Below are 13,312 nucleotides of genomic sequence, written 5' to 3' on the forward strand. Positions count from 1 at the left end.
CTCGCCGCGGGCCGCCTTTTTCATTTTGAACACCGGAAAACACATATAAGGAAAACGCATGAACTGTCATGGATTCACCCTTGTGAGGGAAGAAGAGCTGCGCGAAGCCGGCGGACGCGTCCGCCTCTGGAAGCACGACGTCACCGGCGCGGAGCTTTTGTCCATCTGCAATGACGATGAAAACAAGTCCTTCGGCGTCAGCTTCCGCACGCCGCCCAGGGATTCCACGGGCGTGGCCCATATTCTCGAACATTCCGTGCTCTGCGGTTCGGACAAGTATCCCGTGAAGGAACCCTTCGTGGAACTGCTCAAGAGCTCGCTTCAGACATTTCTCAACGCGCTCACCTTCCCGGACAAGACCTGCTATCCCGTGGCGAGCTGCAACCTTCAGGACTTCTACAACCTCGTGGATGTGTATCTCGACGCGGTGTTTCATCCGCGCATCGACGAGAACGTGCTGCGTCAGGAAGGCTGGCACATCGAGGCCGACGCTCCCGACGGCCCCTGGCAGTTCAAGGGCGTAGTGTTCAACGAAATGAAGGGCGTGTATTCCTCGCCCGATTCCGTGCTCATGGAGGAATGTCAGCACGCCGTGTTCCCGGACATGCTTTACAGCCTCGATTCCGGCGGCGATCCTGCGGTGATTCCCTCTCTCACCTTTGAGGCCTTCCGCGAGTTCCACGCAAGCTACTATCATCCTTCCAACGCGCGTTTCTTCTTCTGGGGCGACGACCCTGAAGATGCGCGTCTGGCCCGCCTAGCCGACGTGCTCGCGCCCTATCGGAAGCGCGAAGTGCGCTCCGAAGTGCCGCTTCAGCCGCGGCTTTCTTCGCCGCGTCATCTTGAGATTCCCTATGCCGCCTCCGAGGGCGAGGACGCCGACAAGGCGCACGTGGCCGTGAACTGGCTGCTGTGCGAGTCGAAGGAAACCGAGGAGATGTTCGTGCTCAACATGCTTGAGCACGTCATTGCCGGGCTTCCCGGTTCGCCGCTGCGCAAGGCGCTCATGGATTCCGGGCTCGGCGAGGACATTTCCGGCTGCGGTCTGGAAGGCGATCTTCGCCAGGCCTATTTCTCCATGGGACTGCGTTCCATTGATCCGAAGAACGCCGCCGAGGTGGAACGCCTCATGATGGACACGCTGGCCGATCTTGCGGAACACGGCGTGCCCGAACCCGCCGTGGAGGCCGCGCTCAATTCTCTGGAATTCATGCTGCGCGAAAACAACACCGGCTCGTTCCCGAGAGGTCTTGCCGCCATGTTCCGCAGCCTGTCCGACTGGCTGTACGACGGCGACGCCTTTGCGCCGCTCGCCTGGGAAAAGCCGCTCGCGTCCATCAAGAGCCGTCTTGCCTCCGGCGAAAAGGTGTTTGAAAACGCCATCCGTCGCTGGTTCCTCGACAATCCTCATCGCGTGACGGTGCTGCTCGTGCCCGACGCCGGTCTTGCCGCCGCGCGTCAGAGCGCCGAAGACGCGCGTCTTGCCGCCATCCGCGAGGGCATGAGCGAAAAGGAGCGCGAAGAGGTGGTCGGCATTGCCGCGGCGCTGCGTCTTGCCCAGCAGACGCCCGACTCTCAGGAGGCGCTCGATACCGTGCCGAGCCTCGGCAAGCAGGATCTGCCCGTGCAGAACGCGGTCATTCCCTGCAAGGTGGATCGGGAAAACTCTCTTGACGTGGTGACGCACGAGCTCGACACCCTGGGCATTCTCTACGCCGGACTGTCCTTTGATCTTTCGGGCGTGCCTTCGCGTCTTCTGCCGCTCGTGCCGCTGTACGCCCGCGCGCTGACCGAGCTCGGCACGAAGCGCAGCGACTACGTGCAGCTCGGCTTTGAAATTTCGGCGCATACCGGCAGCCTCGGCGCGGGAGCCGTGGTGCTGGCGCGCGTGGCCGACGCTTCGCCGGTGTGCCTGCTCACGCTGTCCGGCAAATGCACGGCGGAAAAGGTGGAGCGCATGACCGCCCTCATGCGGGAAATTCTCACGGAGCCCGACTTCGACAACCGCGAGCGCTTCACGCAGATGGCGCTTGAGGAGAAGGCACGCATGGAGCAGGCCGCGGTGCCTGCGGGGCACACGCTGGTGAACACCCGTCTGAGCGGTCGCCTTTCTCTGGCCGGACGCATTTCCGAAGCCATGAACGGCGTGAGCGAACTTTTCTATGTGCGTGATCTTATTCACCGTCTGGATGCGGAATGGGAGCTTGTTCGCGCCGATCTTCTTGCGCTTCATGAGTGCATCGTGCGCCGGGGCGGCGTGAAGATCGACATGACGGCGGACGCCTCGCTTCTTGCCGCGGCGCGCGGCGCGCTGGAAGCGCTGGTTGCCGAACTGCCCGACCGCGAAGTGCCGGCGTGCGCGCCGGAATTCGACGCGCTGCCCGGAGCCGAGCTTCTGAGCATTCCCGCGCAGGTCAACTACGTGGGACTCGGCCTGAATCTGAAGGAGGTCGGCTACCGTTACAGCGGAGCGCAGGCGGTGATTCTGCGTCATCTGCGCATGGGCTACCTGTGGGACCGCGTGCGCGTGCAGGGCGGAGCCTACGGCTGCTTTGCCCGCTACGGCCGCGCCACGGGCGCGTTCACCTTTGCCTCCTACCGCGATCCCAATGTGGAGAACACGCTGCGCGTGTATCGCGAAACGGCGGATTATCTGGGCAATCTGCGTCTTTCCGACGCGGACGTCACCCGCGCGGTGGTGGGAGCCATCGGCGACGTGGACGCCTACATGCTGCCCGGAGCGAAGGGCGCAACCGCGTTTTCCCGGTACATGACCGGAGAGACGAACGAGGAGCGTCAGCGCATCCGCGAGGAAATTCTTGCCACGCGGCTGTCCGATTTTCATGATTTCGCGCCGTACCTGGCCGCGGCTCTGAAGAAGGCCGTGCCCTGCGTGCTCGGCGGAGCCGACGCCGAGGCCGTGGCCGGAGCCGAAGGCTGGACCGTGACCCGTGTGCTCTAGGACGCGACAAGAAAAAGGACATGCCATGAAAAATGAAAAGTCCCGCGGCACCATGCTTGTGAGTTCCGCGGTCATTCTGTGTGCGGTGACGTTTGTCGCCGGTTTTGCCTGCGGAAACATGGTGGCGGAGCACAGGGCCGTGAGCCGGAGCGTGACGGCGGCTTCCGCGCCCGCGCCTGCCCCCGAGGCCGCTCCCGCCGCGCCTGCCTCGACCAATGCCTCAACGGCCGAGGCGCAGGCCCAGCACATCGGTCATCTGCGCGACGAGGCCCGTCAGAATCCCGACAGCGCCGATGCCTGGACCAAGCTCGGCAACGCCTGCTTCGACGCGGGCGATGCCGACGGGGCCATTGAAGCCTATCAGGAGTCGCTGCGTCTTGAGCCGGGCAATGCCGACGTGCGCACCGACATGGGCAGCATGTACCGCATGAAGGGCGAGCCCGCCCGCGCCGTGGAATGCTACGATCAGGCGCTCAAGGATCATCCCGGCCACCGGAACGCCATATTCAACAAGGGCGTGACCATGATGCTCGATCTGGAGCAGCCGGAGCAGGCCGTGGAGTTCTGGCAGTCCGTGCTGCGGGAGTATCCCGGACTCACGCTGTCGAGCGGCGCGGAGCTGAGCAGAATCATGCCGGAAATCGTGGTGGACGCCGCGCTTCAGCTTGAGGCGCACGGCCGGAAGGTGGTGGCGCTGCGCGCCTACGAGCAGGCGCTGAAGCTGGATCCTTCCTTTGCGCCCGCGCTGGTTCACGGCGCGTGGCTCATGGAAGGCATGGGCCGCGCCGCCGACGCGCAGCCTCTGTGGAAGCGCGTGCTTGAACGTTATCCCGACGCCACCGATCCTGCGGGCAAGCCTGTTCGAGACCACATCACGAAGTAATCATACGGGATTGTCATGTTTCGGTTTTTGTTTTCTCATATCCGCGTCGCAGCGGTGCCGGCGGCGTTGTGGATGATTCTCTGTCTGCCTTTTCCGCTGCTTGCCGAAACGGAGCAGGAAGGGGCCGTCATTGCCGATCCCGCGCCTGCCGTGGTGGTTCCCGAGCCTGTGACCATTCGGGCGGAACCGCAGCCCTTGTCGCCGCCGCCGGCGGAGAAGCGCTCTTCCGCCGTGCGGATAGGGGTGCGCTCTTCGCTGTCCATGCTGCTGGACAAAAGCGGCACGCTCGATCAGAGCGCCGCGGCGGCCCGTCTGAACGAGTTTTCGCCCTACGCCGTGAGCGTGCTTTCCCGCGAGACGGGCGCGCTGTGGCTGCATCTCGATCTTGCGGACGTGAAGGATTCTGCGCCGCACACGCTCTGGCTCAATCTGGGCTCGCAGATACCCGCGGGGGTGTCGACCTGGATTTCCGCCGACGGCAGAACGTGGCAGAGCGTGCAGGCCGAGTCCTTCGGCGTGTACGATCTCTTGTCCGCCGGGCGTCAGGGGCAGGTGCTGCTGCGCCTGAACGGTCTGCCGGGTCTGTGGTTTTCTCCGGCACTGTGTTCTCCGCACGCCGTCATGGATTCGCCGGAAAGGCTGGGGCATCTGTTTTCTCTGGCCGCGCTGGCGCTTCTGGGATTTCTCTGTCTGCTGCTCAGCGTGACGGAGCGCGGCGAGGGCCGTTTCTGGACGGGCGTGCTCGCCTTTGCCGCCATGGCGCAGATAGGCTGGGGCGTGCCCGCCACGCCTTCGGGCAGCGTGGGCACGTGGTCGTTTCCCGGCATGTTTGCGGCGGGCGTGGCGCTGTTCATGCTGCCGCACGCGGGGCGCGTTCTCATGCGCACGCGCGTGGCTTCGCCGTTTGTGGATACGCTTTTTCTGCTGTTTGCGCTGCCCGGCGCGTGTGCGGCCATCGTGCCGCTGCTGCCGGGCATGGCCTGGACGGCAAGACTGCTGCCTCTGTGGCCGCTGGCCGCGCTGCTGTGCCTGTTCCCTGCCGTGGTGCTGATGTTCCGCGGAGTGCAGGGCGGCGGACCGTTCACGCTGGCCTGCCTGTCCATGGGCGGCGGCGCGGTGGTTTCGCTGTGGGGCCTGCTGCATGGTCTGGAAAGTCCCTGGTGGGGACTGGCCGTGCAGGCGGGCGAGGCCGCGGGACTGCTGTTTCTGGCTTCTGCCGCGCCGCATCGCGACGCGCCCGCGCCGGAGCCGGAACTTTCGCTGGACGCCTCTCCGCGCCGCAGCGGCGAGACGCGCGCCAACACCTACAAGGACAACAGTCTTGCGGCGCTGCGCCGCGCCTTCCGGGGCACGGTGGAGGATCTTTTCGACGAGGCCTGCCGTCTGGATCTTGCCCTCTCCCGCGCCGGGGTGGACAAGAAGGACAAGGTGGACATCATGACCCATGCCGACGCCATGACGGCCGCCGCGCGCAGACTTTCGGAAAGCGCGCTGGATCTTCCTTCCGCGGCCGCGCTGCCGGAGGCGTCGAGTCAGGTGTTCGAGCTGCGGCAGGTCATTCAGAAGGTGTTTGCCTCGGTGTTCGACGAGGCGGAGAAAAAGGGCCTCGGTCTGGCCTGGTACGTGGCTCCGCAGATAGGGCAGAAGTTCCGGGGCGACGCCGCGCGTCTGACTTCTCTGCTCACGCTGCTCCTCGCGGATGCGGTTCGGGCTTCGTCGCACGGCGCGGTCAGTCTGCACGTGCGCCGCAGCGCCGAGAGCACGCATCCCGGTCACCTGCAGTTCACCGTTTCGGACAACGGCGAGGCGGCTCCGCCCCGCGGCAGACAGAGCGCGCTGCTTGCCCGCGCCTGGGAGCTGGCTTCCGCCCACGGCGGCGATCTGTTCGTCGACAGCACGCCGCAGGGCATGGAACTTTCCTTCAGCATGGAATGCACGGCCATGGAGAGCGACGGCGTGACCGAACGCTCCATGCCGCCCGCCGAGGGCAGGGCGCCTGCGGAAGGCAAAATCGTCATTCTGGCCTCGCCCGACGGCCTGAGCCGTCAGCTGTACGCGCACTATCTGTCCGACATGGGCTGCGCGATCTGGGAAGCCCGGGACGCCGAAGAGGCGGCGGCGCTCTACGCGGCCTCGCCCGCCTCGCTGGTGTTGTTCGACGGCGCGCTCGGCGAGGAAGACATGGTGCAGGGCCTTGCGGCCATCCGCATGTTCGAGGGTGAGCAGTCGCTGCCTGCGGCCCCGTTCCTTCTGCTGGCCCGCGACGACATGCAGGCCGAGCGCATGGCCAAGGCCGGCTGCGACGAATCGCTGCTGCTGCCCGTGGTGCGCAAGGATCTGCGGGCCATGACGCGCTGGATCCTTTCGCCGACTTCCGCGCGGCCGGTGCTGAGCACGCAGCGCGTCACGCTGGCGGCGGTGCTGGCGGGCGCGCATTCCGGCTCCGGGCGCATGCAGCCCAAGGCAGTGCGCCGCGCTCCTTCGCCTGCCGCGACCGCGCAGAGCGCGCCGAAGCCGGGCGAATCGACGACGGAAGCGGAAAAGAGGCCGGTTGAAGCGCAGGAGCACGCCCAGGTTCAGGAGGCCTCTGTTTCCGAAAAGCCGGAAAAGAAAAGCTGGCTCTCGTCGCTGTTCCACGGTCGCGACCGCGCGGAAAAACCGCTGGAAGTGAAGGGCGCGCCTTTGCCGGAAAACGGGCCGACAACTCCTGAGGTCGGGACGGATTCCGGAACGGCCATGCAGGCAAAGGGCGCGGAAGACGCGCGGCCTGAGGGCACTGTGAGGCCCGAACACTCTGCCGAAGCGGAGGTCGAGGTGGTGGAACTGCTGGCCGAAGAGGTGCTGGTTGATGAGAGCGACGTGCATGAGCTGCGAGTTGAGGACAGAGTGCCGGGCGAAAACGAGACGGCGGAGTTCATCGAACTCGACGCCTCTCTGATCAGCGCCGAAGGCGATGCGCCCGAGGCGGTCGCGGAGCCTTCCGAAAAGGCGGATTGCGAAGCGCAAGAGGCTCGCGGCGGGGCAGAGATGGCCGCGCCGAGCGCCGTTGACGCAGCGGCCCTGCCGCCGGACGACGCGGCGAGGTCCGGCGAGGTCGCGCCTTCGGATGAGGACGCGGAGCTCGTGACGGCGCCTGCGGAAGTCATCAGCGCCGGATTGAACCGTATTTCCGACGCGCTTCTTCACGGCGACGTGCAGGCCATCCGCAGCGGCTCCCGGGAGCTTTCCGTCGTTGCCGACAGATACGGCATGCACACGCTGGCCGACATGGCCCGTTGTTTCCGGGCGGCGTGGGAAGAAGGCGATGTGGAGGCTGCCGCGCAGATTGTGGAAGAGATGCGCGCCGAGGCCGCCCGACTGTGAAACCGGGGAATGGCAGGTTTTTTTTCGAGCCTCAGAGCTTGCAACTTTGAAAGAAAGCACTTATGTTAAATTCATGTTTGGGCGGCATTCCGCCTCGGACACTGAAACACAGGAGGCAATATGCCAAAGCTGCAGAAGATCATATGTGCGCTGGACCTTTCCGAGCACAGCAAGACAGTGGCAGAATACGCCTGCATGCTGGCCAAGGCCATGCATGCCAGCATCGTGGCAGTGTATGCGGCCCCTACGCTGACCCAGTACACGGGTTTCCATGTTCCGCCGAACACCATCGACAGCTTTGTCGGTGAGATCGTTTCCGGTGCGGAAAAGGCCATGACGCAGTTCGTGTCTGAAAACTTTGAAGGCGTGGAAACCAAGGCCGAGGTCGTGGTTGGCTACGCTGCCGAAGAAATTCTTGAAATCGCGGCCAAGGAAGACGCCGACCTCATCGTCATGGGCACCCATGGACGCAAGGGCATCGACCGTATCCTGTTCGGCTCCGTGGCCGAGCGCGTCGTGAAGAATTCCCACGTGCCGGTTCTGACCATTCGTCCTTCCGACAACTACACCGGCGGCGCGATGTACAAGGATTAACGCTTACGCATGAACATAAACAGGGCTTTCCTTTTTCGGCTTTGTCCGGGAGAGGGAAGCCCTTTTTGTTGCTCTTTTCCTGTTTTGGAGCCATGCTCGGCCTGCGGGAACGCTTCCCGGCCGCGCGGACGCTGAGCGACGGCGTCAAAGCCGCCTCGTCTGCCTTTCCGGCTCGCCGGAAAGAAGCAAAGCTTGCGCGCAGTCCGCGGGCAGGGCGCAGGACGCCTGAACCCGCCGGATACCCGGCCTGACGCCCGCCGCGGGCGGCATGTCCGCAGAAAGGATGCGCAGGCGCTTTTGCCGGGAGGCCGCGGTCTTTCGGACGGCGCAGGTCTCCGGCTTCGGACGGCGTTCCGGCACGCCTTGTCCGCGCCTCTTCGCTTCGGCGAAAAACGGCTGCGCTTTTGCCTGCCGGAGTTTTTCGGCCGCCCGGTCTGCCCGGGCGCTCGATCTGCCCCGATGTTCGGAGAGTTTCGCGTAAAGCGCCGCTCTCTGCCGGGCCGCCTGCCGTTTTGGTTGAGGCCGCGCGTTTTTTGCGTCGGAGTCCGCAGTTTCTCCGACGTCCGGCGCGAGGCAAACGCTGTTTCATCTGCACGAGGCGGCGTCCGCCTTTTCATCATCTGCACCTTGTTTGATCCGAGGATTCGCCATGACACTTCCCTTCACCTCATTCAACGACGTCCGCCCCGAAGTGGCGACGTTTGAATCCTACGAGCCCGGGCTCAGCATTGCGGAAATCGCCGAGCGCTACGGGCTTTCCCGCGTCGTCAAAATGGCCAGCAACGAAAACCCGCTGGGCGTGTCGCCCCGTGTGCGCAAGGTCATTGCAGATTGCGCCGGAGAGGCCTTCCGCTATCCGCAGTCGGGCAACCCGAGGCTGGTGAAGGCGCTGGCTTCCTTCTACGGCGTGTATTCGAAGCGCATCTTCGTGGGCAACGGCTCCGACGAAGTCATCGACCTTTTGTTCCGCGTGCGCGCCGTGCCCGGCGTTCACAACGCCGTGGCCTTCCGTCCCTGCTTCGGCCTGTATCCCACACAGGCGAAGATGGCCGGCGTGGAGCTGCGTCAGGCTCCGCTGAATCCCGACTTCTCCTTCAATTTCGACGGTCTGCTCAAACTGGTGGATGAAAACACTACGCTCGTCATCATCACGTCGCCCGACAATCCTTCCGGCCGCGTCGCCTCGCCGGACGATCTCGAAGCACTGGCCCGCGCGCTGCCTCCGGCCTGCCTGCTCGTGGTGGACGAAGCCTACATCGAATTCGCCGGTTCCGAGCATTCCGTGCTGTCGCGGCTCGACCGCATGCCCAACGTGGCTGTCATGCGCACCTTCTCCAAGGTGTACGGTCTGGCCGGCCTGCGCATCGGCTACGCCATTCTGCCCCCGGCCATTGCCGACTACATGTGGCGCGTGCGTCTGCCGTTCTCGCTGAACATTCTGGCCGAAGAAGCCGCCCTGGCCGCCCTGGCCGACGAATCCTTCCGCGAGCGCACCGAAGAGCTCGTGAAGCGCGGCCGCGCGCGCCTTACCCGCGAGCTGCGCGCCATGGGCTGCGACGTGACGCCGAGCCTGTCGAACTTCATCATGTTCCGTCTGCCGGAAGGCTCCATGGACGCAAAGGCTCTGCACGGCGAGCTTTTGAAGCGCGGCGTCATCATCCGCGCGCTCGGCAGCTATCATCTGCCCGACCGCCTGCGCGTGAGCGTGGGCACCGACGAGGAGAACGAGCTGTTCCTGTCTCTCATGCACGACATTCTGGGGGTCTGAGATGACCGTATCGTTCGGCGTCATCACCATGGACGGCCCCGCCGGGGTGGGCAAGAGCACGCTGGCCCGCAGGCTGGCGGCAACGCTCGGCATAGCGTATCTCGACACCGGAGCCATGTACCGCACGCTGGGACTGCGCCTCGGCGCGGCGGCCGCGGACATGGACGAGCAGCGCCTGCGCGCCAAATGCCGCGAGTATCGTTTTTCGCTGGAAGCGCGGGGCGACTCCGCTCCGGTGCTCTGCTGCAACGGGGAGCCCGTGGGGCAGGAGATACGCACGGAGCGGGCCGGACGCCTGGCCTCGCTGGTGGCGCGTCTGCCCGTGCTGCGCGAGGAGCTTCAGCGGGCGCAGCGCGCGCTCGGCGAAGGGTGTTCGCTGGTGGCCGAAGGCCGCGACATGGGAACCCGCGTGTTTCCCGGAGCCAGACACAAGTTTTTTCTGGACGCCAGACCCGAAGTGCGGGCCCGTCGCCGCTACCTGGAGCTTGAGGCACGCGGCGCGCTGAACGGCGCCACGCTGGAAGAAATTCAGCGCGGCATCGAGGAGCGCGACGCCCAGGACAGAGGCCGGGCTGTGGATCCTCTGCGTCCGGCCGAGGATGCAATCATCGTCGATACTTCCGATCTTGATCTCGACGGCGTGCTGCGCGTGATTCTGAACGCCGTGGAGGCCGGAGGCGTGGAAGAAAAAACGCGCGTGGTCTGCGCGCGGGCCTTCGCCTCGTTTGCCGGGCCTCTGCCGGAGAGCCTGCGCGGTGCGGCGGGTGAGAATGCGCTTGAGCAGGCCCGCAGAGACGGCCTTGCCGCGGCCGAAGCCCTGGCGGCGGGGCGCAGGCTTTCCTGCCGGGTCACGCTTTCCTGCCGCGCGGAAGAAGGGCGTCTCGTGGCGGAAGCCAGTGCGGAAGACGGCCCCGCGGCCGGAGTGCTGGCGCTTTCCGCCGCGCAGTGCGCCGCGGCATCCATGGCCGACGCGCTGCCCGGCAGGGCGTCCATTCAGGCGGAAATCGTCGGCTGATGTCTTTTCCGGCATCCCACTCGGAGCGCGTATGAACGAAAAAAGCGTTTCGGCGTCCCCGCTGCCGTCCGGGCGGACGGAAACGGTGTACGCCGGCTGCAAGATCAATCTTTTTCTTTTCATCACGGGAAGACTGCCGAACGGCTATCACGAACTGCGCACGCTGTTTGTTCCGGCGTCTGAACCGCGGGACGAGCTGACCTTCTCCTTGGCGCAGCGGGAGCGCGGCATCCGCGTGACATGCGACAAGGAAGGCATCGCCCCGGAGCGCAACACGCTCACGCGAGCCTATGAGCTCTACGCCGAGGCCACGGGCTTTGCGCCCGCCGTGGACGTGGAACTGCGCAAGGGCGTTCCGCACGGGGCGGGGCTCGGCGGCGGCAGTTCCGACGCCGCGCAGGTGCTGCTCTGGCTCCAGCGCCGCGCCCCGAAGCCTCTGCCTGAGGAGACGCTTTGCGCGCTGGCCGCCCGCGTGGGCGCGGACGTGCCGTTCTTTCTTCTGAACCGCCCCTGCCTTGCCGAAGGCATAGGAGAGCGGCTTTCTGAAACGGAAAGCGGCGTGGAAGGATGGAGCTGCGTGCTCGTCTGCCCGCAGGTTCGGGTGAACACGGCCTGGGCCTATGCGGCCTGGGATGCAGAAAGAGCGTCATTTTCCTTGACAGAGAAAACGAAGGCAGATAAAAATAACCGTTCAAGTTGCCAGTCATTCTATGGCATGAACGACTTTGAGCCCGTAGTATTCGCGGCTCATCCCTCCCTTGCGGCGCTGAAGGCGCAGCTTGTGGAAGGCGGAGCGGACATTGCGGGCATGAGCGGAAGCGGTTCGGCACTGTTCGGGCTTTTTCGCGATTCCGGGCGCGCGGCGCAGGCCGCATCGGCGCTTCGGAAGCTGAAAGAGTCCGCAGAAGTGTTCGGCCCTTTCCTTGTTTGAGTCGCCGTGCCGGGCTGGTTGTGGTGGGGTGTCGCCAAGCGGTAAGGCAGCGGGTTTTGGGTCCGCTATTCGCAGGTTCAAGTCCTGCCGCCCCAGCCATTTTGTCGTTGTGTTCCGGCTTCGCCTGGTGGCGTCGCCGCCTCTGCATCTCGGGATACTTTACTCAGGAAGGCATGTTCCTATGTACGGCGACCTTAAAATTCTCACGGGTACGGCCAATCCGCAGCTGGCCATGGATATCTGCGATCACCTCGGTTGTTCCCTCACGCCTGCGCTCTGCACCACGTTCAGCGACGGAGAGCTGCGTGTGGAAATCGGCGCCAGCGTGCGCGGACACGACGTGTTCGTCATCCAGTCCACCTGCTCCCCGGCCAACCAGTCCCTTATGGAACTGTGCCTCATCCTCGACGCTCTGAAGCGCGCCAGCGCCGGCCGCATCACCGCCGTCATTCCGTATTTCGGCTATGCCCGTCAGGACCGCAAGGTCAGCCCCCGTGCGCCCATCAGCGCCAAGCTCGTTTCCGACTTTCTCACCGTGGCCGGCGCTCAGCGCATCGTCACGGTCGATCTGCACGCCGGTCAGATCCAGGGCTTCTTCAACTGCCCTGTGGACAACCTGTACGCCCGCCCCGTGCTGCTGAAAAAACTCAGCGCGCTTTCCGGCGACATCGTCATGGTTTCTCCCGACGCCGGCGGCGTGGAACGCGCCCGTTCCTTCGCCAAGAAGATGGACGCCAGCCTGGCCGTCATCGACAAGCGCCGCGATCGTCCCAACCAGGTGGCGGAAATGCACATCGTGGGCGACGTTGCCGGCAAGACCGCCGTGCTCGTGGACGACATGATCGACACCGCGGGCACCATCTGCACGGCTGCCAACATTCTCATGGAAGGCGGCGCCAAGGAAGTTTACGCCTGTGCCACGCACGCCGTGCTTTCCGGCCCCGCCTGCGAACGTCTCAATGACTCCCCCTTCAAGGAAGTCATCGTGACCGACACCATTCCGCTCGGCGACCATGCCGCCCAGTGCGAAAAGCTCCGTGTGGCTTCCGTTGCCGGAGTTCTGGCCAAGAGTATCCGCAATATTCACGACGGTTCTTCTGTTAGCGCCCTGTTCTGATCAGGGTATTGAAGACGATATATCGCGCCGCGCCCCGTTCGACGGGAGACGGCCCATAAGGAGAAAGCATCATGTCCGAACTGAAAACTCTTTCTGTGAAGAAGCGTACCGCTTTCGGCAAAGGCGCCAACCGCCGCCTGCGTACCGAAAATCTGGTGCCCGGCGTGTACTACACTGCCGACGGTCAGAATATCGCCGTTCAGATGGCTGAACTGCCCCTTACCAAGATCTACGAACAGGTCGGCCGCACCAACGTCTTCCAGCTCGAAATCGAAGACGAAAACGGTGCCAAGACCCTGCATCCCGTGTTCGTGTGGGACGCTCAGTACTCCCCTGTGAAGAACACCTTCACCCACATCGACTTCTTCGGCGTGGACCTCGACAAGGAAATCAAGGTCAAGGTGCAGGTCGAATACGTCGGCACCCCCAAGGGCGTGAAGATGGGCGGCACCCTGGAAACCTACCGCGACGAAGTGGTGCTTTCCGCCAAGCCCGCCGATATGCCCCGCAAGGTCAATCTCGATGTCTCCGGTCTGGAAATCAACCAGAGCATCCGCGTTTCCAACATGCCTCTGCCTGAAGGCGTGAAGGCCGTGTACAAGTCCGACTTCACCATGGCCGCCGTCTTCATGGAAGGCGCCGACGACGCTCCCGCCGCCGAATAAGGCGCAAGAGCATT

Annotated in this window: 8 protein-coding genes, 1 tRNA gene and 1 pseudogene; all 10 read left to right on the forward strand. The window is 64.5% G+C overall.

Annotation, left to right across the window (positions count from 1 at the left end):
• The first annotated feature begins 58 nt into the window (after positions 1 to 58).
• The 10 genes and pseudogenes from ABGT79_RS09445 to ABGT79_RS09490 all read left to right on the forward strand — a co-directional run bounded on the left by ABGT79_RS09445 (position 59) and on the right by ABGT79_RS09490 (position 13,298).
• Positions 59 to 2,962, forward strand: a complete 2,904-nt coding sequence (locus ABGT79_RS09445; protein WP_346665966.1) for an insulinase family protein — start codon at positions 59 to 61, stop codon at positions 2,960 to 2,962.
• A gap of 25 nt (positions 2,963 to 2,987) precedes the next feature.
• Positions 2,988 to 3,845 (forward strand): tetratricopeptide repeat protein, encoded by an 858-nt coding sequence (locus ABGT79_RS09450; protein ID WP_346665967.1) that lies wholly within the window; start codon positions 2,988 to 2,990, stop codon positions 3,843 to 3,845.
• A 72-nt stretch (positions 3,846 to 3,917) separates the two neighbouring features.
• The gene (locus ABGT79_RS09455) at positions 3,918 to 7,208 is read left to right on the forward strand and encodes a hypothetical protein (RefSeq protein WP_346665968.1); all 3,291 of its coding nucleotides are present in this window, start codon (positions 3,918 to 3,920) and stop codon (positions 7,206 to 7,208) included.
• A gap of 120 nt (positions 7,209 to 7,328) precedes the next feature.
• Positions 7,329 to 7,802, forward strand: a complete 474-nt coding sequence (locus ABGT79_RS09460; protein ID WP_294487853.1) for a universal stress protein — start codon at positions 7,329 to 7,331, stop codon at positions 7,800 to 7,802.
• Positions 7,803 to 8,451: 649 nt separating this feature from the next.
• Complete coding sequence (gene hisC, locus ABGT79_RS09465; protein WP_346665969.1) at positions 8,452 to 9,570, forward strand: histidinol-phosphate transaminase; 1,119 nt, start codon at positions 8,452 to 8,454, stop codon at positions 9,568 to 9,570.
• A gap of 1 nt (position 9,571) precedes the next feature.
• Positions 9,572 to 10,228: pseudogene (gene cmk / locus ABGT79_RS09470) on the forward strand ((d)CMP kinase); the annotation flags it as partial.
• Positions 10,229 to 10,616: 388 nt separating this feature from the next.
• Entirely contained in the window at positions 10,617 to 11,516 is a 900-nt protein-coding gene (ispE, locus tag ABGT79_RS09475) for a 4-(cytidine 5'-diphospho)-2-C-methyl-D-erythritol kinase (protein WP_346665970.1), read from the forward strand.
• Between the two features lie 24 nt (positions 11,517 to 11,540).
• A tRNA-Gln gene (locus ABGT79_RS09480) sits at positions 11,541 to 11,615 on the forward strand.
• 82 nt (positions 11,616 to 11,697) lie between these two features.
• Entirely contained in the window at positions 11,698 to 12,633 is a 936-nt protein-coding gene (locus ABGT79_RS09485; protein ID WP_294487842.1) for a ribose-phosphate pyrophosphokinase, read from the forward strand.
• Between the two features lie 71 nt (positions 12,634 to 12,704).
• The gene (locus tag ABGT79_RS09490; RefSeq protein ID WP_294487839.1) at positions 12,705 to 13,298 is read left to right on the forward strand and encodes a 50S ribosomal protein L25/general stress protein Ctc; all 594 of its coding nucleotides are present in this window, start codon (positions 12,705 to 12,707) and stop codon (positions 13,296 to 13,298) included.
• Positions 13,299 to 13,312: the final 14 nt, after the last annotated feature.

This window comes from uncultured Mailhella sp. (assembly GCF_963931295.1).
GTDB lineage: Bacteria > Desulfobacterota > Desulfovibrionia > Desulfovibrionales > Desulfovibrionaceae > Mailhella.

What these genes read in the sequence shown, in the direction of transcription:
- ispE (WP_346665970.1), top strand. Translation starts at nt 10,617, where the DNA reads ATGAACGAAAAAAGCGTTTCGGCGTCCCCGCTGCCGTCCGGGCGGACG.
- ABGT79_RS09460 (WP_294487853.1), top strand. Translation starts at nt 7,329, where the DNA reads ATGCCAAAGCTGCAGAAGATCATATGTGCGCTGGACCTTTCCGAGCAC.
- hisC (WP_346665969.1), top strand. Translation starts at nt 8,452, where the DNA reads ATGACACTTCCCTTCACCTCATTCAACGACGTCCGCCCCGAAGTGGCG.
- ABGT79_RS09490 (WP_294487839.1), top strand. Translation starts at nt 12,705, where the DNA reads ATGTCCGAACTGAAAACTCTTTCTGTGAAGAAGCGTACCGCTTTCGGC.
- ABGT79_RS09485 (WP_294487842.1), top strand. Translation starts at nt 11,698, where the DNA reads ATGTACGGCGACCTTAAAATTCTCACGGGTACGGCCAATCCGCAGCTG.
- ABGT79_RS09445 (WP_346665966.1), top strand. Translation starts at nt 59, where the DNA reads ATGAACTGTCATGGATTCACCCTTGTGAGGGAAGAAGAGCTGCGCGAA.
- ABGT79_RS09455 (WP_346665968.1), top strand. Translation starts at nt 3,918, where the DNA reads ATGATTCTCTGTCTGCCTTTTCCGCTGCTTGCCGAAACGGAGCAGGAA.
- ABGT79_RS09450 (WP_346665967.1), top strand. Translation starts at nt 2,988, where the DNA reads ATGAAAAATGAAAAGTCCCGCGGCACCATGCTTGTGAGTTCCGCGGTC.